Origin of the sequence: Massilia violaceinigra, assembly GCF_002752675.1 — a bacterium.
Classification (GTDB): Bacteria; Pseudomonadota; Gammaproteobacteria; order Burkholderiales; family Burkholderiaceae_D; genus Telluria_A; species Telluria_A violaceinigra.
Genome location: NZ_CP024608.1, coordinates 1,317,052 through 1,340,303, shown reverse-complemented (window position 1 = coordinate 1,340,303; position 23,252 = coordinate 1,317,052). Strand labels below are relative to the sequence as shown.

Here is a 23,252-nt window from a genome sequence, read left to right as displayed (position 1 = left end):
GGAATCACCATGTCAGGCCATTTCTTTAGCGGGAACTACGCTCCCCTGGACACCGAATGCGACATCGACGCCCTGCCGGTCCATGGCGCGCTGCCGCCGCAACTGCGCGGTGCGCTCTACCGCGTCGGACCGAACCCCCGGTTCGCGCCGCGCGACGACCGCTATCACTGGTTCTCCGGCGACGGCATGGTGCACGCCTTCTTCATCGGCGATGGCAAGGTCGCCTATGCCAACCGCTGGGCGCGTACGCCGAAATGGCAGCTCGAAGACAATGCCGGCCGCGCCCTGTTCGGCACCTTCGGCAACCCGGCCACCAGCGACCCGTCGGTCCACGGCAAAAACAGCGGCACCGCCAATACCAGCATGGTGTGGCACGGCGGGCGCCTGTTTGCGCTGGAAGAGTCGCACCAGCCGTTTGAAATCGATCCGCACACGCTGGCGTCAAAGGGACACCAGGATTTCGGCGGCGCCGTGGACAAGCGCTTTACCGCGCATCCCAAGGCCGATCCGGCCACGGGCGAGCTGCACTTCTTCGCCTACCTGCCCGACAGCCCGGATGAACCCAACATGCTGTACGGCGTCCTTGATGCCCGCTGCAAGGTAAGCACGCTCGAACCCTTCCGCGCGCCTTACGCGAGCATGATGCACGACTTCATGCTGACCGAACGCCACGTGCTGTTTCCGGTCACGCCACTGACCATCAGCGTGGAACGCGCCATGAAAGGACTGCCCCTGTTTGCGTGGGAAGCGGACAAGCGCAGCTACGTCGGCATCGGCATGCGCGGGCAGCCGATGGACACGCTGCGCTGGTTCGCCAGCGATGCCTGCCACGTATTCCATGTGATGAACGCCTGGGACGATGGCGGCCGCATCGTGGCCTACGTGATGGAGTCGGATACCGCACCGGGCATGCCCAACGCCGACGGCTCCCGGGGCAACCCGGCCGGGATGGCAGCGCGTCTTTGCCGCTGGACGTTCGATCTGGAGAGCGATGGCGACGGCTTCGAGCGCACCATCCTCGACGACCTGGCGGCGGAATTTCCGCGCATCGACGAGCGCTACACCGGGCGCCGCAACCGCGTCGGTTTTTACTGCTGCCACAGCGAGCAACGCGTCAGGAATGGGGCCGAAAGTGTGCTGTACGACTCGCTGGCCTGCTTCGACTTTGCGTCGGGCACGCGCCAGCTATACACACTGCCGGCCGGCGATGTCATCTCCGAACCGGTATTCGTCGCGCGCTCGGCGCAGTCGCCCGAAGGCGACGGCTGGCTGCTGGCGGTCGCGTGGCGCGCACAGGAAGGCCGCAGCGACCTGCTGGTGATCGACGCCACGGACGTGGCGGCCGGCCCCGTCGCAACGGTATGCCTGCCGTACCGGATACCGTTCGGCTTTCACGGCAGCTGGCGCGCCAGAGACTGATTTACAGGCCGTCGAAGTTGGCCGGACGCTTGGCCAGGAACGCCTGCATGCCTTCCTTCTGCGCCGGCGTGCCGAAAGCCGCGTGGAAGTAGCGGCGCTCGTAGCGCACGCCTTCGGTCAGCGTGGTCTCGAACGCGCGGTTGACGCTGTCCTTGATCGCCATCGCCACCGTTACCGACATCGAGGCGATCGTGGTGGCCGCGGCCAGCGCTTCTTCCATCACCTTGTCCGCCGCAACCACGCGCGACACCAAACCGGTGCGCTCCGCTTCGGCCGCATCGATCATGCGCGCCGTCAGCAGCATGTCCATGGCCTTGGCCTTGCCGATGGTGCGCGGCAGGCGCTGCGTGCCGCCGGCGCCCGGGGTGACGCCGACCTTGATTTCAGGCTGGCCGAATTTGGCGGTGTCCGCCGCGATCAGGAAATCGCACATCATGGCCAGCTCGCAGCCGCCGCCCAGGCAAAAGCCCTGCACCACGCCGATGACGGGTTTGCGCACATTGAGGATGTGTTCCCAGTTGCGGCCGATGTAGTTGCCGCCGTAGGTGTCGCCGTAGTCGTAGTCGACCATCGCCGCAATGTCGGCGCCGGCGGCAAAGGCTTTTTCGCTGCCGGTCAGGATGATGCAGCCGATACTGCTGTCGGCGTCGAACTTGTACAGCGCGTCGCCCAGTTCGTCCATCATGTTGTCGTTCAGCGCGTTGAGCGCCTTGGGACGGTTCAGGCGAATCACGGCTACTTTGCCGTGGGTCGCGATCAGCAGGTCTGCATAGTTCATGGAATCCTCATTAAAAAAAGCGTGGGGTAATGTGCGATTGTAGCCAATCCTTGGCTGCGTCAGGGTTTGGGCAGCAGCACCCAGAGCTGGCCGCGCTGCTTCATGCGGCCGGCATTTTCCATCGCCTCGTAGCCGAAGCCGAAAAAAAAGTCGGCCCGCACCGCGCCGCGAATGGCGCCGCCGGTATCCTGCCCCATCACCAGGCGCTGCATCGGCACGTCGCTGCCCGATTCGGTCGTGGCCAGGTAAATCGGCGCGCCGAGCGGTAACAACGTGGGGTCGATCGCGACCGAACGCGCCGGCGTCAATGCCACGCCCAGCGCGCCCTTTGGCCCGACCGACGGATCGGGCAGGCGCTCTTCGCGGAAGAAAATGAAGCTCGGGTTGGCGTTGAACAGTTCCTGGCGCCGCTCGGGGTGGGCGGCGATCCATGCCTTGATGCCCTGCGCGGTAGCTTCCGCCGATGTCAGTTCGCCCTGTTCGATCAGCCAGCGCCCGATCGCCTTGTATGGATGGCCGTTCTGGTCGGCGTAGGCCACGCGCACGGTTTCGCCGCTGTCGGCCAGCTTGACCCGGCCCGAACCCTGCACCTCCAGGAAGAACGCTTCGACCGGATCGTCCACCCACAGCAGCTCCTTGCCGCTAACGTCGGCCCGTTCGATCTCGGCCCGGCTGCCGTACGGGACCACCTTCTTGCCGACCAGCCGCCCGCGCACACGTTTGTTTTTCAGCTCCGGGTAGACGCTGGCCAGGTCAATCGTCAGCAGGTCGTCCGGGACCCGGTACAGGGGCGTCTGGAAGGCGCCGCCGCGTTTGCGGGCGCCGCGCAGCAGGGGCTCGTAGTAGCCGGTGATCAGGCCCGTGTCGGCGCCGTCCGCCGCGCGCACCTGGTTCGGCACGAAGTGCGTTTCAAAATAACCGCGAATGGCCGCGCCATCCTTGGCATCGACCGTGCGCGCGGCGCCGCACGCGGTTTTCCATTCGGCCTTGCGCACCAACACCCCGCACGAGGTCATGAAGGCCGGCCACGCCTGGCGCAAGTCGTCGCGCTCCCAGCCGGGCAGCGCGCCAAAGGTCGATGGCGTCATCAGCGGCACCGGTTCGGCCTTCACGGGTGGCGCCACCGGTGGCTCGGCCGGCGGCGGTATCTGCATCACCGGCGGCGGCATGACGACCGGCGGCGGCGCCGGCCGCGGTTCAGGCGTGGTGCATGCCGCGAGGGCCAGCGCGACGGCGCCGGCCGAAACGAGTAAACTGCTACGTGTTGAAGACATGGGAGTCGATATGTGGGTATTAATGCTAGAAGCAGGCGTGGCGCTGTTCCTGCTGGTGTTTATCGTGTGGTGGACGATGTATTCGGGACAGAAGCCGACCAATAACAGTCAGGAGCTGAACGCGCCGGAGAAGAAAAAGGAACTGCCCGACGACACCGCCCACTGATCGCGGATATCAGTGCAGGGTGCGTGGCAGCGACAGCACGAATTCGGGAATCTTGGTCTCGAACTGATGGCCATCTTCGGCCACGCAGAAGTATTCGCCGGTCATCGAGCCTTGCGCGGTGGCGAGCTGGGTGCCGCTGGTGTATTCAAACTGTTCGCCCGGCTGCAGCAACGGCTGGTGACCGACCACGCCCAGGCCGCGCACTTCATCAACGTGGTTGTTCGCATCGGTGATCACCCAGTGCCGCGAAATGAGCTGCGCGCCGACGGTGCCGGTGTTTTTGATCGTGATCGAATACGTGAACACGTAATTGCTTCGGCTCGGATCGGACTGCTCCGGCAGGTACTGGGTCCTGACAGTAACAGTAAATTCGTAAGCGGCCATCTTGATTCCTTGATTGAGACTGTAAAAGTTGCCCGAGTGAATTTTCAGGCGCCGGCCCGACGAGGGCCGGCGGGGCATCATACATTGCACCGCAAAATCGGCCTCGCTGCAAGGGCGCTCCGTGGGACAGCGTAAAATAGCGCATCTTCATTCACCGCAAGCTCCTTGCCAGCCGCCATGACCACTTTCCGCATCGCTCCCAGCATTTTGTCCGCCGATTTCGCCCGCCTGGGCGAGGAAGTCCGCAATGTTGTCGCCTCGGGCGCCGACATCATTCACTTCGACGTCATGGACAACCATTATGTTCCCAACCTGACCATCGGCCCGCTGGTGTGCCAGGCGATCCGCCCGCACGTGCAGGTGCCGATCGACGTGCACCTGATGGTCAAGCCGGTCGACCGCCTGATCCCGGACTTCGCCAAGGCTGGCGCGAACATCATCACCTTTCACCCGGAAGCGTCCGAGCATATCGACCGTTCGCTCCAGCTGATTCGCGATAACGGCTGCAAGGCCGGCCTGGTATTCAATCCCGGCACACCGCTGCACTTCCTCGACCATGTGATGGACAAGATCGACATGATCCTGATCATGTCGGTCAATCCGGGCTTCGGCGGCCAGTCCTTCATTCCGGAAGCGCTGAAGAAAATCGCGCTGGCGCGCCGCATGATCGACGACTCCGGCCGCGACATCCTGCTCGAAGTCGACGGCGGCATCAAGATCGACAATATCGCCGCCGCCGCGGCTGCCGGCGCGGATACCTTCGTGGCCGGTTCGGCGATTTTCGGCCAGCCGGACTACAAGGCCGTCATCGACGCCATGCGCGTGGAGCTGGCCAAGGTCGGTCCACAGGGCCGCGCGTAAAGCGCCGCGATGCCGTATTTCGACCTTCGCCTCGGATTTGGGCCGTCGTTCCATCGGGGCGGTTCTATTCGGGTCGAGGGCGACGTTACCGGCATTGCCACATTCGAAGCCCATCCCACAGGACTTCTTCCGGGCTTGGTCTTCACGCTGCCGGTGGACGCGCGCGTCATGGCGGCCATTCATGCTTGTTGTTCGGCCATGCTGGCAGATTGGGATGACCGGTGGAGCGAATCTGGCTGCGATGGCATGCGCATTGGGGGTACATTCGCTTCGACCGGCGTTCAGCCGCGGCATTTTTCGCTGTGGAGTCCCGATCCAGGCAGCGCAGCGCACGCGATGCTCCGTGCTGTATTCGACTGCTTCCCTCCCGAGCGCTGCGGCGGAGTCGCCGAGGAACAGCTCGAGATCATCCGCAGCTACCTCGACTTGCAGTCGCCCGTGACCTTGTACGACGAAGTTCCCCTGCGCCTTCGCCTTGCGCCGCGGGCGCATCGAAACGACGCGAACGACATCGAAACGCGGGTAGGCGCCCTGTCCGATCACTGCAACTTGATCGTCGATTTATCGGGCTTCGAGGGCCCTCGCAGGGGTCTGGCGCAGATCCTCCCTATGGATCTGCTCCTGAAACGAAGCCGAGCCGTCCATTGGATAGTGCAAAGCACCGATGCCGATGCGCTGATTGGTCACGGTGTTGACCCGTCGGCGATCAAGACCATCAAGCGTGCGCCAATCTCTTACACGGGTCATCCCATGGTGCTTGGCGACGTTGTCGTTTCGTCCCCCGAATTGATCTCCCTTGCTCAAAAGGGGACAAGGCTCGCGCTGGTCAGCGCTTTCAGGAAAGCATATCCACTGACAGTTCTGGAAGGGGCCAAGGCGGCTGCGGAACTGGTCCACATCATGAAAACCTATCCGTTTCAATCCGATCGATTCAGTAACGATATTTCCTGATTCGCCGCTGGCCATCACGGCACCGGTCGACGCAGGGAAACTACCTTGACGCTGTCACCTCCGCCAATTGAAATCCACTGCCCCGACGTTTCTGGATCAGAGAAAACGGATCGATTATCGCGCGCGCACATCGTAGACGAGAAATACGCCGAAAAGGACCGGTTCTACTGGCTTTCGTTTTCAGTATGAGCAACCCCGCTGCCTGATCAATCGTATGAATCCATCAGCTTGATCGGTGCGACAGCGCAGCTTTCCGGTCAAATTGGCGAATTTACAACGTCGCACAGGCCAATAGCACACGCCAATTGATGAATTGCCTGTTTCAGCTCATACTCGCTGCCTGTATTTATATTCTTGCATATTTGCAATAAAAATTGACGAAGGGATCGCTTTAAAATGAATAAAATCTCGCTCTGCTGCATTCTGGCGCTTGCCTTTTTGAACACAGCCTCAGCGGCGGAAGATGTGGCACCAACATCCGACCCGAGCAATTTCTGCTTTTTCGCCAGCGTGCCGCCTGCGGAGTTTCCGTACAAGGTAATCAGGAAAGTCAAAGCGGCCAAGGGCACGTATGGCAGCGTCTCGGAGCTGGTCGAGGAACTGTCCGAACGCGCCAAAGCGAGAGGTGGGGACGCCATCATTAACTATAACGGTTCGCAACGGTTTGGCTTCTTCCCATGGCGTGTCGTACGCCCCGTCGCTCGCGGCGAGGCGATCAAGTGGACCGGTGCTGCACCCGATTGCGAAAAAGCCGGCGGATCGACGCTCATGACAATCCTGCGCACCAATCAGGCACCGGGCCGATCCGGTCAACCAGCCGAACCGGCTGAACCCGAAACACCAGCGACCGAGTCCGAGACACAAGCGGATGAGTAAGCGCGCACCGTCGCTGCCTGAAGCGACGCCAGGTCGTGCACTCAAGTGCACACCGCATCGGCGCTGATGCACCGATGCGCCGATCAACGGCGGTGTTGAACCGTTAACGATCAAGACAATCGAACGGGTATGTGTGGCACGGCTGCGCGGACTACGACCTGGGAAGGCACCAGCTCGATAAACGGGAGCAGAAGATAATCAGGCAGGCGATTTACAAAGCCGATCGGCTTGCCGACACGTTCCCTCCGTATTTGGCCGCATGGACGCGGGCGACGTCACAGGTCAACCAGGAAATCATGCTGACGGCGTCCACTCCGGCGCCTCATCATCCGCTTGGCACAGGGAAGAGCGCCCGGCCCTCCCCGGCCTATGCTTCAACGGCTGAAACGCGGCGCAAACGTTTCCAGTTCCACCCTGGCGGCATTCGTCACGAACGAGATCGCATGGTAATTTCCGGTCAGCGCGATGATTTCAAGGATCTGCGCTGACGAATAATGCCGCGCCAATTCATCCCATAGCCCGTCGGAGATGGTGGACGAGTCGTGCAGTTCGTCCACCGCCTTTAAAAGCAATCCCTCGTGCGCGGGCAAGGCACTATGTTCAGGATCGCTGCCAAGCGTTGCCGCCACGTCGGTGGTGCTCAATGCCGCCCGCTCCGCGAACAACGCGACGTGCACACCCCATTCATATTCGGAACCACAGCGCGCACAGGTACGCAAAATAATCAGTTCCCGTGCACGCAGATCGATTGATCCCTGGTCGAGCAGATTTCCCGCAAACATGCGCTGTAACACGCGCGGGTTGTGCGCCTGCGTTCTGAATAATTTCAGCGGTTCCATGCCCGGTGGCAGGAATCGCTTGAATGTCTCGGCAACCGCATCTTCATACGGGGCTTCAAGCGGAACAATTCTGGTGGTCGACATGCCGGTCTCCTTGGGTACGAGTGGTAAAATCACTCGAATGCTACGGATAGTGTAGCACTATGCTACGTTTAACGTAGCAAAAAAAAGGAGAAGTGATGACTGTTCCAAAACCGGGTCGACCGGTACGCGGCTCGCACACGGGGCGGCCGATCATGGCCTTGCTCGATTTGCTTGGCCGGCGCTGGGTAATGCGCATCATCTGGGAGCTGCGCGATACGCCGCTGACGTTCCGTCAATTGCGTGAGTGCTGCGACGATATGTCGCCGACGGTGCTCAATCTGCGCCTGCGAGAACTTCGCGAAACCGGCATCCTCGACACTGCGGAATCCGGCGGCTACACCTTAAGCCCGAGCGGAGCGAGCTTGTTGAAAGCCATGATGCCTTTGCTGCGATGGTCTGACGACTGGCACAAGATGCTCATCTCGAAAGAAGCGGATGCATCCGAATAATCACCCGGATTGGCAACCCGCTCCAATGACAGGAAGATCGACCGACACCGCTACGCTCAGCTCCGATAAAATGTTCCAATCCTGACCGTCCCTATTCCCCGATGACCAATTTTATCCAGTCGATCCACGCCCCGATTCGCGCGGCCATCATCGATCTCGATGGCACCATGCTCGATACCCTGCCCGACTTCCATGTCGCCATCAACGCCATGCGCGGACAATTCGGCTACGCGCCGATCGCGCACGAGCAGATCGCGCTGATGATCGGCAAAGGCTCCGAAAACCTGATCCGCGCCGTGCTCGCGCTGGAACACGACGCCACCGGTGTCGAACAGCGCTTCGACGAGGCCATGGCGCTCTACCAGCGGCACTACCTGGCGATCAACGGCGACCATAGCCTGCTGTACGACGGCGTGCTCGACGGGCTCGACGCCATGAAAGCCGACGGCCTGCGCCTGGCCTGCGTGACCAACAAGCCAATCGCCTTTGCTACGCCGCTGCTGGCGCAAAAAGGCCTGGCGGAGTATTTCGAAATTGTGTACGGCGGCGACTCGCTGCCACGCAAAAAACCGGACCCGATGCCGCTGCTGCAGGTGTGCGCCGACTTCGATCTGGCGCCGTCGCAGGTGGTGGCGATCGGCGACTCGTCCAACGACGCCGAGGCCGCTCGTCGAGCTGGATGCTTTGTGTTGACGGTACCGTATGGTTATAACCACGGGCAGGCTATACACGAAACAGATTCCGATGGTATAGTTACCTCACTTGTAGAAGCGGCAACCCTGATTCGTTCCCACAACCACAACACATACTAACCTTCCATCACATATGTTTTTCATCAAAAAACACAATGTCACCCAAACCGGCTCGATTGAGGCCTGGCTTTGGCGACGCTGGCAATCCTGGGCTAAGTAACCCTGTAGTGATTGCTGTCGGCTGCCCCTGTGCGCCGGCAGGTTTTTTGAAACCCACCGCCCGCGGATGCGCCATGGCGGCATGGAGAAAAGCATGACCGAACTCGAATTCAAATCGTTGGCCAACGAAGGCTTCAACCGTATCCCATTGATCTCGGAAGCCTTCGCCGATCTCGAAACGCCTCTCACGCTGTACCTCAAGCTGGCCCAGACCCAGAACGTCAGCAAGAACACCTTCCTGCTCGAATCGGTGGTCGGCGGCGAGCGTTTCGGGCGCTACTCCTTCATCGGCCTGCCCGCATCGACGGTGCTGCGCACCTTCGGCACGCGCACCGAGATCGTCAAGAACGGCGAGGTGATCGAAACCCACGACGGCAATCCGCTCGACTTCATCGAACAGTACCAGGCGCGCTTTAAAGTGGCGCTGCGTCCGGGCCTGCCGCGTTTTTGCGGCGGCCTGGCTGGCTACTTCGGCTACGACACCGTGCGCCACATCGAGCGCAAGCTGGCCGATACCCAGCCCAAGGACGACCTGGGCCTGCCCGACATCCAGCTGATGGTGACCGAGGAACTGGCGGTCATCGACAACCTGTCGGGCAAGCTGTATCTGATCGTGTATGCCGACACCACGCAGCCGGAAGCGTATTCCAAGGCGCGCCAGCGCCTGAAGGACCTGCGCATGATGCTGCGCCGTGGCGTCGACGCGCCGGTGACATCGAGCTCGGTGCGTACCGAAGCGGTGCGCGACTTCAGCAAAGAGGATTACCTCAAGGCGGTGGCCCGTGCCCACGAATACGTGATGGCCGGTGACCTGATGCAGGTGCAGATCGGCCAGCGTATCCGCAAGCCCTACGTGGACAACCCGCTGACCCTGTACCGCGCGTTGCGCTCCCTGAATCCGTCCCCGTACATGTACTTCTATAATTTCGGCGACATGCAGATCGTCGGCGCTTCGCCAGAGATTTTAGTGCGCAACGAAACCGCGGCCGACGGCACCAAAAAAGTCACGCTGCGCCCGATCGCCGGCACCCGCCCACGTGGCGCCACGCCGGAACGCGACGCCGAACTGTCGAAGGAACTGCTGGCCGACCCGAAAGAGATCGCAGAACACGTCATGCTGATCGACCTGGCGCGCAATGACCTGGGCCGCATCTCCGAAACCGGCAGCGTCAAGGTCACCGAGCGCATGGTCGTGGAAAAATACTCGCATGTGCAGCACATCGTCTCGAACGTCGAAGGTACTTTGAAGAGCGGCATGTCCAACCTGGACGTGCTGCGCGCGACCTTCCCGGCCGGCACCCTGACCGGCGCGCCCAAAGTGCGCGCCATGGAAGTGATCGACGAACTCGAACCGACCAAGCGCGGCATCTACGGCGGCGCCTGCGGCTACCTGTCCTTTGGCGGCGAAATGGACGTGGCGATCGCGATCCGCACCGGCGTGATCAAGGACGGCATGCTGTACGTGCAGGCCGCCGCCGGCATCGTGGCCGATTCGATCCCCGAAATGGAATGGCAGGAAACCGAAAACAAGGCGCGTGCGGTCCTGCGCGCAGCCGAGCAAGTGCAAGACGGCCTGGATGGGGAGATCTGAGATGCTGCTGATGATCGATAACTACGACTCGTTCACCTACAACCTGGTGCAGTATTTCGGTGAGCTGGGCGAGGAAGTTGCTACCTTCCGCAACGACGAAATCACGATCGACGAGATCAGCGCGATGCAGCCGGACCGCATCTGCATCTCGCCCGGTCCCAAGACACCGGCCGAAGCCGGGATCTCGGTTTCCATCCTGGAGCAGTTCAAGGGCAAGCTGCCGATCCTCGGCGTATGCCTCGGCCATCAGGCCATCGGCGCCGCGTTCGGCGGCAAGGTGATTCGCGCCAAGCAGGTCATGCATGGCAAAACTTCATTGATTGCGCACACCGGCGTGGGCGTGTTCAAGAATCTTCCGAGTCCGTTTACGGTCATCCGCTACCACTCGCTGGCGATCGAGCGCTCGTCGCTCCCAGCCTGCCTTGAGGTGACGGCATGGACCGATGACGGCGAGATCATGGGCGTGCGGCACAGGGAGTTCGATATCGAGGGTGTGCAGTTTCACCCCGAATCGATCCTGTCCGAGCATGGCCATGCCTTGCTGAAGAATTTTCTCGAACGCTAAGCCCTCGTAACGCCCTGCCCAGATCAAGGAACTGCCATGCCGATCACTCCACAAGAAGCACTGTTGCGCTGCATCGAACACCGCGAAATTTTTCACGACGAGATGCTGCACCTGTTCCGCCAGATCATGTCGGGCGAAATGTCGCCGACCATGATCGCCGCGCTCACGCTCGGCCTGCGCGTGAAGAAGGAAACCATCGGCGAAATCGCCGCCGCCGCGCAAGTGATGCGCGAATTTTCGACCAAGGTGCCGATGGCCGACACCACCCACCTGCTCGACATCGTCGGCACCGGTGGCGACGGCGCCCACACCTTCAATATTTCGACCACGGCGATGTTCGTGGCCGCGGCCGCCGGTGCGCGCGTGGCCAAGCATGGCGGGCGCAGCGTATCGTCGTCGTCCGGCAGCGCCGACGTGATCGAGTCGCTGGGCGCCAACATCAACCTTTCGCCCGAGCAGATCGCGCAGTCGATCGCGCAGACCGGCATCGGCTTCATGTTCGCGCCCAATCACCACGCCGCCATGAAGCATGCGGCGCCGGTGCGGCGCGAGCTGGGCGTGCGCACCATCTTCAACATCCTGGGTCCCTTGACCAATCCGGCCGGCGCGCCGAATATCCTGATGGGCGTGTTCCACCAGGATCTGGTGGGCATCCAGGTGCGCGTGCTGCAGCGCCTCGGCGCGCAGCATGCGGTGGTGGTGTATGGGCGCGACAATATGGATGAAGTCTCGCTCGGCGCGGCCACCATGGTCGGTGAACTGGTCAACGGCGAAATTCGCGAATACGAAATTCATCCGGAAGACTTCGGCCTGCCGATGATCGCCAGCCGCAATCTCAAGGTGGCGAATGCGGACGAGTCGAAGATCAAGATGATGGAAGCGCTCAACGGCGAGCCGGGAGCGGCCTACGACATCGTGGCGCTCAATGCCGGCACGGCGCTGTACGCGGCCGGCGTAGCCAGCTCAATTGAAGACGGCCTGAAAAAAGCACGCGCCGCAATCGAATCGGGCGCCGCGCGCGCCAAGGTCGACCAGTTCGTCCAGGTGACCCAGCGACTCGGTGTCTGATCGTCGAAGTATCGACTTGAAGGCGCCATATGCCTTCGAACTTAATGCCGTCATTGCCGCGCCAACGCGTGGCAATGACGGCTAGGATTTCTCCACCATGTTTGGCATCCACGACCTCCCCCTGTTCATCGTCTCCGGCCTGCTGCTCAACATCATGCCCGGACCCGACTCGCTCCTGATCATGACGCGCAGCGCCACGCAAGGCTGGCGTGCGGGCGTGGCCGCCACGCTCGGCATCGGCGCCGGCACCATGATCCACGTGCTGGCCGCGGCGCTCGGCCTGTCGGCCATTCTGTCCACCTCGGCGACCGCCTTCATGGTCGTCAAGTACGTCGGCGCGGCATATATCATCTACATGGCGATCGGCCTGCTGCGCAGCAAGCGGACCGACCCGGCCGCAGTGGTAACCGTGCCCCCGCTGCCGTACGCAAAAATCTTCGCGCAGGGCTTCCTGACGAATGTCCTGAACCCCAAGGTGGCGGTGTTCTTCCTGGCCTTCGTGCCGCAATTTATCGCGCACGATGCGCCCAGCAAGGCCCTCGCCTTTGTCATCCTCGGCTGCATTTTCAACCTGAACGGCATGCTGTGGTGCACCTCGCTCGCGCTGTTCACGGCGCAGGCCAGTGCCCGCATCAAGGTCAGCCCGGGCGTGTCGCTGTGGCTTAACCGCGTGACCGGCGGCCTGTTCATCTGGCTCGGCGTCAAGCTCGCGCTTTCCAAACCCAACTGAAACTTCATCATGTCCGATATCCTCAATAAAATCCTGGCGGTCAAGGCTGACGAAGTCGCCGCCGCAAAAAAACACCGCGACCTCGCCAGCCTGCGCCGCGAAGTCGAAGCCGATGCCGAAGCGCGCCGCAACCTGCGCGGCTTCGAAGCGAGCCTGCGCAAGCACATCGCTGCCGGCCAGGCGGGCGTGATCGCCGAAGTAAAAAAGGCGTCGCCGTCGAAAGGCGTGCTGCGCGCGGACTTCCGTCCGGCGAACATCGCCGAGAGCTACGCGCGCCACGGCGCGGCATGCCTGTCGGTACTGACCGATGTGGAGTTCTTCCAGGGCCAGGTCGAGTACCTGAAACAGGCGCGCGCCGCCTGCGAGATTCCGGTGATCCGCAAGGACTTCATGATCGACATGTACCAGGTATATGAAGCGCGCGCGATGGGCGCCGATGCGATCCTGCTGATTGTGTCGGCACTCGATCACGGCCTGATGGCCGAGCTGGAAGCCTGCGCGCACGAACTGGGCATGGACGTGCTGGTCGAAGTGCACGACGGCGACGAACTGACAGCGGCGCTCAAGCTCGATACGAAACTGGTCGGCATCAACAACCGCAACCTGCGCACCTTCGAGACATCGCTGCAAACGACCATCGACCTGCTGCCGCGTATTCCGGCCGACAAGCTGGTGGTGACCGAATCGGGCATCATGGGACCGGCCGACGTCAAGCGCATGCGCGACGCGAACGTGCACGCCTTCCTGGTCGGCGAAGCCTTCATGCGCGCGCCGGAACCGGGCGTGGAATTGCAGCGCCTGTTCAGCTGAAAGCCCACCTTTTGACACACCCGCACACCGTGCCTTTAATCCAATGAAAAAAACACTGATCATGGTCGCCGCCATCCTGGCGTTGAGCGCTTGCGCGTCATCCGGCCCACCGCCACCGCCAACGTTCATCGACGCCACGGCAACGACCCTGTCGGCGCCGCCGGCGGACAAGGCGCAAATCATCTTCCTGCAGCCGAAAAATCTGATGATGCCGCTCGCCGCCGTCGGCATATACGACGTCACCGACAGCGACATGACCTTGCTGTCCATGCTCCCCACGCACAGCAAGTCGGTCCATCTGGTCACGCCGGGCGCACACCGCTTCATGGCCGGTTATGGCGCGTATAACTATCTGATGGATGCGAACGTGGAAGCGGGCAAACGCTACTATGTCGTGGCGCGCTTCATTTACGGCATGGGATTCCAGCTGCGTCCGATCCGCACCAGCGGAAAGGCAGGCTTCTCGGTGGAGAATCCGGATTTCGCGGGGTGGGTGTCGAAAACCCGCTTCGTCGAAAAGTCGCCTGAAGCGGACCTGCTCCATGCGAAGTACAAGGTGGGGAACGAGACCGCCAAGGCCGCCGCCATCGCGGACCTGCTCAAGAAGACACCCGAGCAGCGCGCCGAACTGACCCTGAACAAGGAAGACGCCATCGCGCAATAAGCCGTGACGGGAATCGACTGTCCATCACGATGAAAGCGCCCGGGCGACGGCTCTGTACATGCCGGCACCGGGCGTCACTTTCCTTACGCGTCTATCGCAGCCGCATCAACGCAGCGCGCTTGGCCGCGCCGGCCCCGCGCCTTTCTTGCGCTCGTCCACCAGCGACAGTTTCACATCCGGCACGCAGTCGCCCTGCAGCTGCACGCTGAACGTCATCAGCTCGTCGCGCCGGAACGCGTGCACGCCAACCGTGTCGCCCACCTTGTAGCGCGACAGCAGTCCATCCAGATTGGAGGGGCTGCCGGACACGCGCAAGCCCTCCACCGCCACCAGGATATCGCCCGCCGACAGACCGGCGCGATGCGCCGCGCCGCCTTCGTGCACCTGGGTCAGTTTGCAGTCGCCGCCATCGCGGCCGAGGCCCACATCGAACGCCGGTTTGGCGTTCTTGCGCAGGTCTTCCAGCTTGACGCCGAACGGCGCATACAGCTTGGCCAGCGGCAGGTCGGCCGTGCCACGCACGTATTTGTCGAACAGGGGCTTGAGTTTCAAGCCGCTGATCTCGTCGAACAGCGCTTCGACTTCGGCTTCGGTCACGCCGCGCCGCGCGGTCGGGTAAAAATCGCGGCCATAGCGCTGCCACAGCGCCAGCATCACATCGTCGAGCGACTTCTTGCCCTCGGTTTTGGCGCGGATGGTCAGGTCGAAGGCCAGCGCGATCAGCGAGCCCTTGCCGTAGTAGCTGACGATGGCGTTGGGCGCATTCTCGTCCTGGCGGTAGTATTTGCCCCAGGCGTCGAAGCTGGAATCGGCCACGCTTTGCTTGGTGCGCCCGCTGCCGCGCAGCACGCCGCTGACGGCTTTGCCGAGCAGCTTGAGGTAAGCCGCTTCGCCGATGATGCCGCTGCGCACCAGCATCAGGTCATCGTAGTAGCTGGTGAAGCCTTCGAACAGCCAAAGCAGCGGCGTGTAGGTTTCGTTCTGCAGGTCGTAGGGCGCAAACGCGGCCGGCTTGATGCGCTTGACGTTCCAGGTATGGAAATATTCGTGGCTGCACAGGCCCAGGAATTTGAGGTAGCCTTCGCCGATGTCGGCCGTGCGCGGTGCCGCGGTGCTCGGCAAGTCGGCGCGCGCGCAAATGAGTGCGGTCGAAGCGCGGTGTTCCAGGCCGCCGTAGCCGTCGCCCACGGCCAGCGTGAGAAAGACGTAGCGGTCCATCGGCGCGCGCCGGGTGCGCGGCTCGAAAAATGCGATCTGGGTTTCGCAGATGGCTTTCAGGTCGGCCTGCAGGCGCGCCATGTCGAGGTTGGGCACGCGGCCGGAGACGACGATGTCGTGCGCGATACCGTACGCCTTGAAGGTGGCCAGTGCGAAATCGCCCATTTCAACCGGATGGTCGATCAGTTCATCGTAGTCGCCGGCGACATAGGTGCCGAAGCCGTAGCGCTTCGCGCCCAGTTCGGGCAGCGAGGTCGCCACGCGCCAGGTCTTGGCGGCGGCGTCGAGAGGACGCTGGATGTCGACTTCGTGCGCCGTATGTTCCTGCCCCAGCACGCGCAGGTACACGCTGGTGCCGTTGAAAAAGCCGTGGGTCTGGTCCAGGTGCGCCGCGCGTACCGACAGGTCCCAGGCGTAGACTTCGTACTGCACGGTCAGTGCGCCGGCCACCGGAGCGGCCTGCCAGCAATGCTTGTCGAGTTTTGTCAGCGCGACCGGCTTGCCGTTCGATTCGGCGCGGATCTGGACGATATTGCGCGAAAATTCACGGATCATATAACTGCCCGGGATCCATGCGGGAAGGGCGAATACCTGGCCATCCGGCGACGGTACAGCCACGGTGACGGTCACGTCGAACAGGTGCGCGCCCAGGTCTTTGGGAACAATGGCGTACTTGATAGCAGCCGGCTTCTTGGGTGTCGGTTTTTTCATGATCAGTGGGTAGTTCGTGGAGATGGACCAGCGCAGGCTGTCAACCTTTACGCGAGTGTACTTGTTTTTAACAGGTCCGCGACGGTATCGATGTCCGAAAAAATGCCCGGATCGTCGACCGGAACAACACTCGCCGGATGCGCCTTGAGGATGGCGCGCGCGCCCTGGTCGCCCTGCAGCGCCAGCAGCGCGTCGAGGTGGACGCGGCCAAAGCCGACCGGGTTGCCGCGCTGGCCGGCATGCACCGGCACCGCGATCGGCGCGCCCTGCTCCAGCGCGGCGCGCAGCGCCAGCATGGTGGAGGCGCGCACATGGGGCATGTCGCCCAGCGCGATCAGCCACGATGGCGCCTCGGGCAGCGAATGACGGAGCGCGTGCACCAGCGACGCGGCCATGCCGCTGTCGGCGTCCTGGCAAACCGTGACGATGCAGCCCAGCGCGCGCAGGCAGTCGCCCACGCCGCCGTCGCCGGGCCGCACGACGGCGATCACTTTGTCTACTGAGGAGAGCAGAACGCGGGCGCTGGCGGCGACAACCAGCTCGCCGCCAGGCAAAGGCTGGAGCAGCTTGCTCGCTGCGCCAGTCGGATCGAATCGACGCCCCCTGCCGGCGGCCAGCAAAATGCCGACGGGGGTCATGGCCGCATGCGCGCTCAGGCCGCCTTCAGGTCGAACGGCAGCTTGCGCAGCCGCTTGCCCGTCAGCGTGAACAGCGCATTGGCAAACGCCGGCGCCAGTGGCGGCAGGCCGGGTTCGCCCATGCCGGTAGGCGCATCGCTTGACGCCACCGTATAGACGTCCACCTGCGGCATGTCGGTCATGCGCGCCACGGTGTAGTCGCCGAAGTTCTGCTGTTCGACCACGCCATCCTTGAGCGTAATCGCCGCACCCGGCAAGGTGGTACCGAGCGCCATCAGCACCGCGCCCTGCACCTGCGCTTCGATCGTCAATGGATTGACGACCTGGTTGCAGTGGATGCCGGCGGTGACCTTATGCAGCTTGGGTACACCCTTCACGATGGACGCTTCGACCACGTACGCGACCACGGAGCCGAACGACTTGTGCAGCGCCACGCCCCAGGCGCGGCCCTTGGGCAGCTTGCGCTTGCCGTAGCCGGACTTCTCGACCGCCAGGTCCAGCGCGGCCAGGTGGCGCGTGTGCTTCTCGCCGATGAGCTTCTTGCGGTAAGCCACCGGGTCCATCTTCGCCACGTGCGCGGCTTCGTCGATCAGCGTCTCCATCACAAAAGCGGTGTGGGTCGAGCCCACGGAGCGCCACCACAGCACCGGCACGTTGGCCTTGGCATTGTGGACGGTCAGCTTCATGGCCACGTCGTACGGTGCGCCCATGCCTTCGACCATGGTGGCGTCCACGCCATCCTTGATCATGAACGGCTCGAACGGCGTGCCGCTGATGATCGACTGGCCGACGATGGCGTGATCCCAGGCGAGGATATTGCCCTTGGCGTCCAGGCCGATATCGGCGCGGTGCACGTGCGACGGACGGTAGTAGCCGCCCTTGATGTCGTCTTCGCGGCTCCAGATCACTTTCAGCGGACCGCTTTTGCCGGCGGCCTTGTAGGCCTTGGCGACGTTGACCGCTTCGACCAGGTAGTCCGACGTCGGCACGGCGCGGCGGCCAAAACCGCCGCCCGCCATCATGGTGTTGAGCGTTACCTGCTCAGCCTTCAGCCCCGCCGTGGCGGCAATCGCCGCATGGTCGACCGTCTGCATCTGGGTACCGGCCCACACGGTGCAGCTGTCGGCCTTGAGGTCGATCACGCAGTTGAGCGGCTCCATCGGCGCGTGCGCCAGGTACGGGAACTCGTAGAAGGCCGAGATTTTCTTCGGCGCGCCCGCGAGCTTGCTCACGTCGGCCTGCCTGGCGACGGTGCCGGCCGTTTTGGCCAGCGCCTTGAAGTCCGCCATCTGTTTGCGCGTCGTGACTTTCTCGACCGCGCTGGTATCCCAGTCGATCACCAGCGCCTCGCGGCCCTGCCTGGCCGGCCAGTAGCCGTCGGCGATCACCGCCACGCCGCGCCCGCCGCGGTCAAGCGCGATTTCCAGCACCTCGATCACGCCCTTGATCGCGCGCGCCTTGCCGGCATCCAGCTTGGCGACCCTGGCCCCGAACACGGGCGGGCGCGCCACCACGGCCACCTTGGCATCGGGCAGGGTGAAGTCGATGCCGAACTGCTGCTTGCCGCTCGACTTGGCCAGCGCATCGAGGCGCTTGACCGGCTTGCCGACGAAGCGGAAATCCTTGGCGTCCTTGAGCACCACCGTGGCCGGCATCGGCTGCTTCATCGCCGCATCGGCGAGCGAGCCATAGCTGGCCGTGCGGCCGTCCGGGTGAATGACAAACCCGCTGGCGGTGGTGAGCTGGCCGGGTTCGGCCTTCCACTGCTGCGCGGCGGCGGCGATCAGCATGGCGCGCGCCTTGGCGCCGATTTCGCGGTACTGCATGAACGAGTGCGCGATGGTGCCGGAGCCGCCCGTGATCTGCATCCCGAACGCCGGGTCCTTGTAGGCATCGCCGGCGGGCGCGAGTTCGCCGCGCATCTGCGACCAGCCGGCGTCGAGTTCCTCGGCGATCAGCATCGGCAGCGCGGTGTGCACGCCCTGGCCGAATTCGAGCCGGTTGACCATCACCGTGACGCTGTTATCCGGCGCGATGCGCAGGAACGCGTTGGGTGCGTAAACCGGCTTGGCGGCGGCATCGGCCGCGCGCGCGAACTTGTTCACACCCGGCATGAAGAAGCCCAGCACCAGGCCACTGGTGGCCACCGCGCCGGCTTTCATGAAACTGCGGCGCGACATGCCGCCTTCGGGCGGGCGTGTCAACGCCGCCTGGTTAATCCATTCTGTACGCATGCGGCTCTCCTCAGGCTAACGTGGTCGCCGCGTCCTTGATGGCCGCGCGGATGCGTTGATAGGTACCGCAGCGGCAGATATTGCCGCTCATGGCGCCATCGATATCGGCATCGGTCGGCTTCTTGTTGGTGCGCAGCAGGGCCGTGGCGCTCATCACCTGGCCGCTCTGGCAGTAGCCGCATTGCGGCACGTCGTGGCGGACCCACGCATCCTGCACGGCCTTGCCGACCGGGTCAGCCTCCATCGCTTCGATGGTGGTGATCTTCTGGCCGGCGGCAGCCGAAATCGGCGTGATGCACGAACGGATCGCGTCGCCGTTCAGGTGCACGGTGCAGGCACCGCACAGGGCTGCGCCGCAGCCGAATTTGGTGCCCGTCATGTTCAGGTTATCGCGCAACGCCCACAAGATGGGCGTGGCCGGATCGGCGTCGACCTGCATCTCGCGGCCGTTGATATTCAAGGTGACCATCTGTAACTCCCTCTTGGTGGACTGCGCTTTGGACTGCTTTTTTTGTGTTTTATTTTTTCGCGACGGCGGCGGGCGCCGCTGCCGCAACCGCGGGCGCCGGCTTGGCGGCCGGCTTGCCCGGCATGCCCAGGCTGGTGAATTTGGCTTCCAGGCCCTTGGTGTCGATCGCGCCTGGAATACGGCTGCCATCGACGAAGAAGATCGCCGGCGTACCCTCGATGCGCAGCTTGCGGCCGAGTTCAAACACCTTCTCGTTCGGATTGACGCAATTGGCGGCGGCGGCCGGCGCGGCCTTGTTATCGAGCATCCAGTCATCCCAGGCCTTGTTACGGTCCGGCGAACACCAGATGTTCTTGGACTTGGCCGACGAATCCTCGGACAGGATGTTGTACATGAAGGTGTACACCGTCACGTTGTCGATTTCCTTGAGCGTGGTCTGGCGGAAGCGCTTGCAGTAGCCGCAGTTCGGGTCTTCGAAGATGGCCATCATGCGCTTGCCATCTCCCTTGACCAGCTTGAGCGCGTGTTCGAACGGCAGGTCGTTAAACTTGATCATGTTGATCTGATCGACGCGTTCCTTGGTCAGGTTGCGCTGCGTTTTGGTATTGATCACCTGACCGAAAAACAGGTACTTGCCCTGCTTGTCGGTGTAGAGGATGTCGCCGTGCGCGCGGATTTCATACAGGCCGCTGTATGGCGTCTTCTTGATCGACTCGATTTTCACGTCCTTGCCCAGCTTGGGCTCGACGCGCTTGCGGATGGTTTCTTCCACGGTCGGCTTGGCGCCCGCGGCGCCGGCGAACAAGCCCGTCATGACGAGCAGCGCGAATTTTTTGTTTAACATGATGATCTCCGATTCATTAACAGCGCTACTTGCCCATGGCGTGCGACATCAGTCGACGCTTGAGAACAGGCAACTTATCCAGCAAGTTTAATCCCAGGTTGCGCGCGATGCGCACGGGTTCGAGGTTGGTGCCGAACAGGCGCGCCAGGCCGTCCGTGGCGACCTGCATCAGCAGGATGTCTTCCTTGCGCGCGCGGGCATAGCGCGCCAGCACGCGCTCGTCGCCAATGGCGCGCTGCGGCTCGCGCGCGGCGATGGTCTTGAGCAGGCCGGCGACGTCGGCAAAGCCGAGGTTCATGCCGTGGCCGGCCAGCGGATGGACCACGTGGGCGGCGTCGCCCACCAGCGCCACGCGCGGCGCGACGATGGCGTGCGGGCGGATCAATGCCAGCGGCAGGTCCTTGACCGCCTCCGGCTGCAGCGGTTTGAGTTCGCCCAGCTTGTCTCCGGCCAGCACGGCCAGGCGCACGGCCAGTTCGCCCAGGCTTTCGTTCATCAGGGTGTCGGCCAGCGCATCGGGCGCGGACCACACCAGCGAAACGCGCTTGCCGGGCAGCGGCAGCAGCGCCACGATGCCCTCTTCGCCGGTGAACCACTGGTGCGCCACGCCGTGGTGCGGCTTTTCGCAGGAAAAATTGGCCACCACCGCGCGCTGGTGGTAGGCGCGATAGTCGACGCCGATATCGCACTGGCCGCGCACCCACGACTGGCCGCCGTCGGCGCCCACCACCAGGGCACTGGCGATGGCGCTGCCGTCGTCGAGGCGCACAGTGGCGCCATCGGCCTCCAGGGCCAGGCTGACGGCGCGGCCTTTGACGATGGTGACGTTGGCGGCGAACCTGAGCGCGGCGTCGAGCGCCTGGTTCAGGTTGCGGTCTTCGACGATCCAGGCCAGCGCGCCGACATGGGCGCCGAAGGCGTCGAACGCCAGGTCGCCCGGCCGGGCACCGTCGCCATTGACGGCCATGGTGTCGACCGCGGCCACCCGGTCCATGTCGAGGGCGCCCCAGACCTTGAGCGAGGACAGCAGTCCGTGAGCGGTGTGGTTGAGCGCGTAGACGCGCACATCCCAGGGCTGCTCGCCGGCCATTGCCGCAGGGGTGGATGAGGCGGATGGCGGGACCAGCACGGTGACGCTGTGACCGGCCTGGGCAAACCCGAGGGCGGCGGTCTTGGCGATGGCGCCGTTGCCAACGATGCACACCGCGCTCTGATGACGCGCGGAAGAGGAATTTGGACTAGTCATATAGAACATTATAGCGGCTGGCAACGAGACAGTTTTTGCCCCGATCAGATGATTTGTCGAGAAAGTTGTCGGTCGGACTTGCAAAGCGTGGATCGGTTGTCTATAATCATGCCTCTTGGCCTGGTAGCTCAGTCGGTAGAGCAGAGGATTGAAAATCCTTGTGTCGGTGGTTCGATTCCGCCCCGGGCCACCAAGAATTCAATTTCGCCACCTTCGGGTGGCGTTTTGCATTTCTGCTCGCCATTCTTTTCCTATCCCCCCTGCCTGAAAATCGCCGATACGGCGTAACAGCGCGCATTCCCCCATTCCTCTTCTTGTCCGCAGGCTGCGTGGCCGCTCATGCGCTGAAGCAGTGCCATCCGGCCGCATAACGTGCACGCGAACCCTGCGAAATGAACCGCTACTGAACCGTTTATTGTCAAATCTCCGGGCGCGCACGATAGACTTGAATAGATATCAACGATCAATTAAGCACATACCGGTTCAATAACGGTGCAACAGAGAGGCAGTGGCGCTTCCAGCCTGTGTGAGCGCCCTGCATATATCTTCCCGCCGGACGCCTTCGCATCCTGCAGTGGTTAATTTATCTAAAGGAAATCGCTATGAAAAAAGTACTGATCGCAACCGCATTTACCCTGGCATTTGGCGCAGCGAACGCAGCCGATATTGTCGATACCGCCAAATCGGCAGGTACCTTCAACACGCTGGTGACGGCGGTTCAGGCGGCAGGCCTGGTCGACACCCTGAAAGGCCCGGGCCCGTTCACGGTGTTCGCGCCGACCGACGAAGCCTTCGCAAAAATTCCGAAAGCCAAGCTTGATGCGCTGCTCAAGGACAAGGCCGCACTGACCAAGGTGCTGACCTATCACGTGGTGCCAGGCAAGGTCATGGCGGCGGATGTGAAACCGGGTGCGGTTAAATCGGTTCAAGGCAGCAACCTGACCGTGACTGCGGCAGGCGGCAAGGTCATGCTCGACAAGGCGCACGTGATCAAAACCGATATTGCCGCCGACAATGGCGTGCTTCACGTGATCGATACGGTCGTGATGCCGAAATAAGCGGCAGGATCGGAAGCGCGGTGCGGGCCTGAAAGTGCTCCCGAACGCGCCGCACTAGCCAGACCGGCCGGGGGCTGCTATTATAGCGACCCTTGGCCTGGTAGCTCAGTCGGTAGAGCAGAGGATTGAAAATCCTTGTGTCGGTGGTTCGATTCCGCCCCGGGCCACCAAGAATATATAAAACGCCACCTTCGGGTGGCGTTTTTGTTTCCGGGGATCCCTAGCCCCCTGGCGGCGCTTCCGGCTGCCGGTGACGTCCATGACGGCCGGCGATATCGGCGCGCCATCCTTTCGACAGCCGGCTCGGGCGTTCCCGCGGGCCTGGCGCTGTTGCCCGCATTGTTCTGCGTGCCGTGGGCATTTTTTCTTACGGAGCTATTCAGCTTTCGGAAACGGACTACGTGAGAAACAGAA

Annotated in this window: 24 protein-coding genes and 2 tRNA genes; 16 read left to right on the top strand and 10 right to left on the bottom strand. The window is 62.8% G+C overall.

The annotated features are described in order from the left end of the window. Positions 1 to 9 precede the first annotated feature (9 nt). Entirely contained in the window at positions 10 to 1,419 is a 1,410-nt protein-coding gene (locus CR152_RS06100; protein WP_099874121.1) for a carotenoid oxygenase family protein, read from the top strand. Between the two features lies 1 nt (position 1,420). Here CR152_RS06100 and CR152_RS06095 read toward each other — a convergent pair whose 3' ends face one another. After that, positions 1,421 to 2,197: an enoyl-CoA hydratase gene (locus tag CR152_RS06095; RefSeq protein WP_099874120.1), complete on the bottom strand. Its 777-nt coding sequence runs from the start codon at positions 2,195 to 2,197 to the stop codon at positions 1,421 to 1,423. Between the two features lie 59 nt (positions 2,198 to 2,256). Continuing rightward, positions 2,257 to 3,471, bottom strand: a complete 1,215-nt coding sequence (gene mltA / locus CR152_RS06090) for a murein transglycosylase A (protein ID WP_099874119.1) — start codon at positions 3,469 to 3,471, stop codon at positions 2,257 to 2,259. Positions 3,472 to 3,493: 22 nt separating this feature from the next. Here mltA and CR152_RS33570 point away from each other — a divergent pair, with 22 nt between their 5' ends. Next, positions 3,494 to 3,637, top strand: coding sequence for a hypothetical protein (locus CR152_RS33570; RefSeq protein WP_167399847.1), 144 nt, complete (start codon positions 3,494 to 3,496; stop codon positions 3,635 to 3,637). A gap of 9 nt (positions 3,638 to 3,646) precedes the next feature. Here the strand turns inward: CR152_RS33570 and apaG are convergent, their stop codons facing one another. Beyond that, the gene (apaG, locus tag CR152_RS06085; RefSeq protein ID WP_099874118.1) at positions 3,647 to 4,021 is read right to left on the bottom strand and encodes a Co2+/Mg2+ efflux facilitator ApaG/CorD; all 375 of its coding nucleotides are present in this window, start codon (positions 4,019 to 4,021) and stop codon (positions 3,647 to 3,649) included. A gap of 177 nt (positions 4,022 to 4,198) precedes the next feature. Between apaG and rpe the strand changes: the two genes are divergently transcribed. The 3 genes from rpe (at position 4,199) to CR152_RS06070 (ending at position 6,709) form a co-directional block, all read left to right on the top strand. Next, entirely contained in the window at positions 4,199 to 4,882 is a 684-nt protein-coding gene (gene rpe, locus CR152_RS06080; RefSeq protein WP_099874117.1) for a ribulose-phosphate 3-epimerase, read from the top strand. A 9-nt stretch (positions 4,883 to 4,891) separates the two neighbouring features. Then, entirely contained in the window at positions 4,892 to 5,833 is a 942-nt protein-coding gene (locus CR152_RS06075; protein WP_099874116.1) for a hypothetical protein, read from the top strand. 396 nt (positions 5,834 to 6,229) lie between these two features. Continuing rightward, positions 6,230 to 6,709, top strand: coding sequence for a hypothetical protein (locus CR152_RS06070; RefSeq protein ID WP_208640082.1), 480 nt, complete (start codon positions 6,230 to 6,232; stop codon positions 6,707 to 6,709). Between the two features lie 374 nt (positions 6,710 to 7,083). On the opposite strand, the gene CR152_RS06065 is transcribed toward CR152_RS06070, so the two are convergent. After that, positions 7,084 to 7,632, bottom strand: a complete 549-nt coding sequence (locus CR152_RS06065) for a carboxymuconolactone decarboxylase family protein (protein WP_099874115.1) — start codon at positions 7,630 to 7,632, stop codon at positions 7,084 to 7,086. A 95-nt stretch (positions 7,633 to 7,727) separates the two neighbouring features. On the opposite strand from CR152_RS06065, the gene CR152_RS06060 reads away from it, so the two are divergent. From CR152_RS06060 to CR152_RS06025, 8 genes are all read left to right on the top strand, one after another. Then, entirely contained in the window at positions 7,728 to 8,081 is a 354-nt protein-coding gene (locus CR152_RS06060) for a winged helix-turn-helix transcriptional regulator (protein WP_099874114.1), read from the top strand. Between the two features lie 101 nt (positions 8,082 to 8,182). Then, complete coding sequence (locus CR152_RS06055; RefSeq protein ID WP_099874113.1) at positions 8,183 to 8,893, top strand: phosphoglycolate phosphatase; 711 nt, start codon at positions 8,183 to 8,185, stop codon at positions 8,891 to 8,893. A gap of 193 nt (positions 8,894 to 9,086) precedes the next feature. Beyond that, on the top strand, positions 9,087 to 10,583 hold the full coding sequence (gene trpE / locus CR152_RS06050; protein WP_099882048.1) for an anthranilate synthase component I: 1,497 nt from the start codon (positions 9,087 to 9,089) through the stop codon (positions 10,581 to 10,583). A 1-nt stretch (position 10,584) separates the two neighbouring features. Beyond that, a complete protein-coding gene (locus CR152_RS06045; protein ID WP_099874112.1) occupies positions 10,585 to 11,148 on the top strand; it encodes an anthranilate synthase component II in 564 nt (187 codons plus the stop codon). Positions 11,149 to 11,184: 36 nt separating this feature from the next. Then, positions 11,185 to 12,216, top strand: a complete 1,032-nt coding sequence (trpD, locus tag CR152_RS06040; RefSeq protein ID WP_099874111.1) for an anthranilate phosphoribosyltransferase — start codon at positions 11,185 to 11,187, stop codon at positions 12,214 to 12,216. 97 nt (positions 12,217 to 12,313) lie between these two features. Beyond that, positions 12,314 to 12,946: a LysE family translocator gene (locus CR152_RS06035; protein WP_099874110.1), complete on the top strand. Its 633-nt coding sequence runs from the start codon at positions 12,314 to 12,316 to the stop codon at positions 12,944 to 12,946. A 9-nt stretch (positions 12,947 to 12,955) separates the two neighbouring features. Continuing rightward, complete coding sequence (gene trpC, locus CR152_RS06030; RefSeq protein ID WP_099874109.1) at positions 12,956 to 13,756, top strand: indole-3-glycerol phosphate synthase TrpC; 801 nt, start codon at positions 12,956 to 12,958, stop codon at positions 13,754 to 13,756. 43 nt (positions 13,757 to 13,799) lie between these two features. Continuing rightward, positions 13,800 to 14,420 carry a hypothetical protein gene (locus CR152_RS06025; RefSeq protein ID WP_157778344.1) on the top strand — a complete coding sequence of 207 codons (621 nt, stop codon included), beginning with the start codon at positions 13,800 to 13,802 and terminating at the stop codon, positions 14,418 to 14,420. A 105-nt stretch (positions 14,421 to 14,525) separates the two neighbouring features. Here the strand turns inward: CR152_RS06025 and CR152_RS06020 are convergent, their stop codons facing one another. The 6 genes from CR152_RS06020 to CR152_RS05995 are packed head-to-tail and all read right to left on the bottom strand — an operon-like array spanning position 14,526 to position 21,780. Then, complete coding sequence (locus tag CR152_RS06020) at positions 14,526 to 16,349, bottom strand: M61 family metallopeptidase (RefSeq protein ID WP_099874107.1); 1,824 nt, start codon at positions 16,347 to 16,349, stop codon at positions 14,526 to 14,528. Positions 16,350 to 16,396: 47 nt separating this feature from the next. Further along, entirely contained in the window at positions 16,397 to 16,987 is a 591-nt protein-coding gene (locus CR152_RS06015; RefSeq protein WP_099874106.1) for a nucleotidyltransferase family protein, read from the bottom strand. 14 nt (positions 16,988 to 17,001) lie between these two features. After that, entirely contained in the window at positions 17,002 to 19,221 is a 2,220-nt protein-coding gene (locus tag CR152_RS06010; protein WP_099874105.1) for a xanthine dehydrogenase family protein molybdopterin-binding subunit, read from the bottom strand. A 10-nt stretch (positions 19,222 to 19,231) separates the two neighbouring features. Further along, positions 19,232 to 19,690, bottom strand: coding sequence for a (2Fe-2S)-binding protein (locus CR152_RS06005; RefSeq protein WP_099874104.1), 459 nt, complete (start codon positions 19,688 to 19,690; stop codon positions 19,232 to 19,234). 49 nt (positions 19,691 to 19,739) lie between these two features. Continuing rightward, positions 19,740 to 20,534 (bottom strand): DsbC family protein, encoded by a 795-nt coding sequence (locus CR152_RS06000; RefSeq protein ID WP_099874103.1) that lies wholly within the window; start codon positions 20,532 to 20,534, stop codon positions 19,740 to 19,742. Between the two features lie 25 nt (positions 20,535 to 20,559). Next, a complete protein-coding gene (locus tag CR152_RS05995) occupies positions 20,560 to 21,780 on the bottom strand; it encodes an FAD-dependent monooxygenase (protein WP_157778343.1) in 1,221 nt (406 codons plus the stop codon). Between the two features lie 117 nt (positions 21,781 to 21,897). Between CR152_RS05995 and CR152_RS05990 the strand changes: the two genes are divergently transcribed. From CR152_RS05990 to CR152_RS05980, 3 genes are all read left to right on the top strand, one after another. Then, a tRNA-Phe gene (locus tag CR152_RS05990) sits at positions 21,898 to 21,973 on the top strand. 409 nt (positions 21,974 to 22,382) lie between these two features. Further along, positions 22,383 to 22,838, top strand: a complete 456-nt coding sequence (locus CR152_RS05985; RefSeq protein WP_099874101.1) for a fasciclin domain-containing protein — start codon at positions 22,383 to 22,385, stop codon at positions 22,836 to 22,838. 94 nt (positions 22,839 to 22,932) lie between these two features. Then, positions 22,933 to 23,008, top strand: a tRNA-Phe gene (locus tag CR152_RS05980). Positions 23,009 to 23,252 lie beyond the last annotated feature (244 nt).

What these genes read in the sequence shown, in the direction of transcription:
- CR152_RS06065 (WP_099874115.1), bottom strand. Translation starts at nt 7,632, where the DNA reads ATGTCGACCACCAGAATTGTTCCGCTTGAAGCCCCGTATGAAGATGCG.
- rpe (WP_099874117.1), top strand. Translation starts at nt 4,199, where the DNA reads ATGACCACTTTCCGCATCGCTCCCAGCATTTTGTCCGCCGATTTCGCC.
- mltA (WP_099874119.1), bottom strand. Translation starts at nt 3,471, where the DNA reads ATGTCTTCAACACGTAGCAGTTTACTCGTTTCGGCCGGCGCCGTCGCG.
- CR152_RS06095 (WP_099874120.1), bottom strand. Translation starts at nt 2,197, where the DNA reads ATGAACTATGCAGACCTGCTGATCGCGACCCACGGCAAAGTAGCCGTG.
- CR152_RS06045 (WP_099874112.1), top strand. Translation starts at nt 10,585, where the DNA reads ATGCTGCTGATGATCGATAACTACGACTCGTTCACCTACAACCTGGTG.
- CR152_RS06035 (WP_099874110.1), top strand. Translation starts at nt 12,314, where the DNA reads ATGTTTGGCATCCACGACCTCCCCCTGTTCATCGTCTCCGGCCTGCTG.
- trpC (WP_099874109.1), top strand. Translation starts at nt 12,956, where the DNA reads ATGTCCGATATCCTCAATAAAATCCTGGCGGTCAAGGCTGACGAAGTC.
- CR152_RS33570 (WP_167399847.1), top strand. Translation starts at nt 3,494, where the DNA reads ATGCTAGAAGCAGGCGTGGCGCTGTTCCTGCTGGTGTTTATCGTGTGG.
- CR152_RS05985 (WP_099874101.1), top strand. Translation starts at nt 22,383, where the DNA reads ATGAAAAAAGTACTGATCGCAACCGCATTTACCCTGGCATTTGGCGCA.
- CR152_RS06015 (WP_099874106.1), bottom strand. Translation starts at nt 16,987, where the DNA reads ATGACCCCCGTCGGCATTTTGCTGGCCGCCGGCAGGGGGCGTCGATTC.
- CR152_RS06060 (WP_099874114.1), top strand. Translation starts at nt 7,728, where the DNA reads ATGACTGTTCCAAAACCGGGTCGACCGGTACGCGGCTCGCACACGGGG.
- CR152_RS06025 (WP_157778344.1), top strand. Translation starts at nt 13,800, where the DNA reads ATGAAAAAAACACTGATCATGGTCGCCGCCATCCTGGCGTTGAGCGCT.
- CR152_RS06075 (WP_099874116.1), top strand. Translation starts at nt 4,892, where the DNA reads ATGCCGTATTTCGACCTTCGCCTCGGATTTGGGCCGTCGTTCCATCGG.
- CR152_RS06010 (WP_099874105.1), bottom strand. Translation starts at nt 19,221, where the DNA reads ATGCGTACAGAATGGATTAACCAGGCGGCGTTGACACGCCCGCCCGAA.
- CR152_RS06100 (WP_099874121.1), top strand. Translation starts at nt 10, where the DNA reads ATGTCAGGCCATTTCTTTAGCGGGAACTACGCTCCCCTGGACACCGAA.
- trpE (WP_099882048.1), top strand. Translation starts at nt 9,087, where the DNA reads ATGACCGAACTCGAATTCAAATCGTTGGCCAACGAAGGCTTCAACCGT.
- CR152_RS06020 (WP_099874107.1), bottom strand. Translation starts at nt 16,349, where the DNA reads ATGAAAAAACCGACACCCAAGAAGCCGGCTGCTATCAAGTACGCCATT.
- CR152_RS05995 (WP_157778343.1), bottom strand. Translation starts at nt 21,780, where the DNA reads ATGACTAGTCCAAATTCCTCTTCCGCGCGTCATCAGAGCGCGGTGTGC.
- apaG (WP_099874118.1), bottom strand. Translation starts at nt 4,021, where the DNA reads ATGGCCGCTTACGAATTTACTGTTACTGTCAGGACCCAGTACCTGCCG.
- trpD (WP_099874111.1), top strand. Translation starts at nt 11,185, where the DNA reads ATGCCGATCACTCCACAAGAAGCACTGTTGCGCTGCATCGAACACCGC.
- CR152_RS06070 (WP_208640082.1), top strand. Translation starts at nt 6,230, where the DNA reads ATGAATAAAATCTCGCTCTGCTGCATTCTGGCGCTTGCCTTTTTGAAC.
- CR152_RS06005 (WP_099874104.1), bottom strand. Translation starts at nt 19,690, where the DNA reads ATGGTCACCTTGAATATCAACGGCCGCGAGATGCAGGTCGACGCCGAT.
- CR152_RS06000 (WP_099874103.1), bottom strand. Translation starts at nt 20,534, where the DNA reads ATGTTAAACAAAAAATTCGCGCTGCTCGTCATGACGGGCTTGTTCGCC.
- CR152_RS06055 (WP_099874113.1), top strand. Translation starts at nt 8,183, where the DNA reads ATGACCAATTTTATCCAGTCGATCCACGCCCCGATTCGCGCGGCCATC.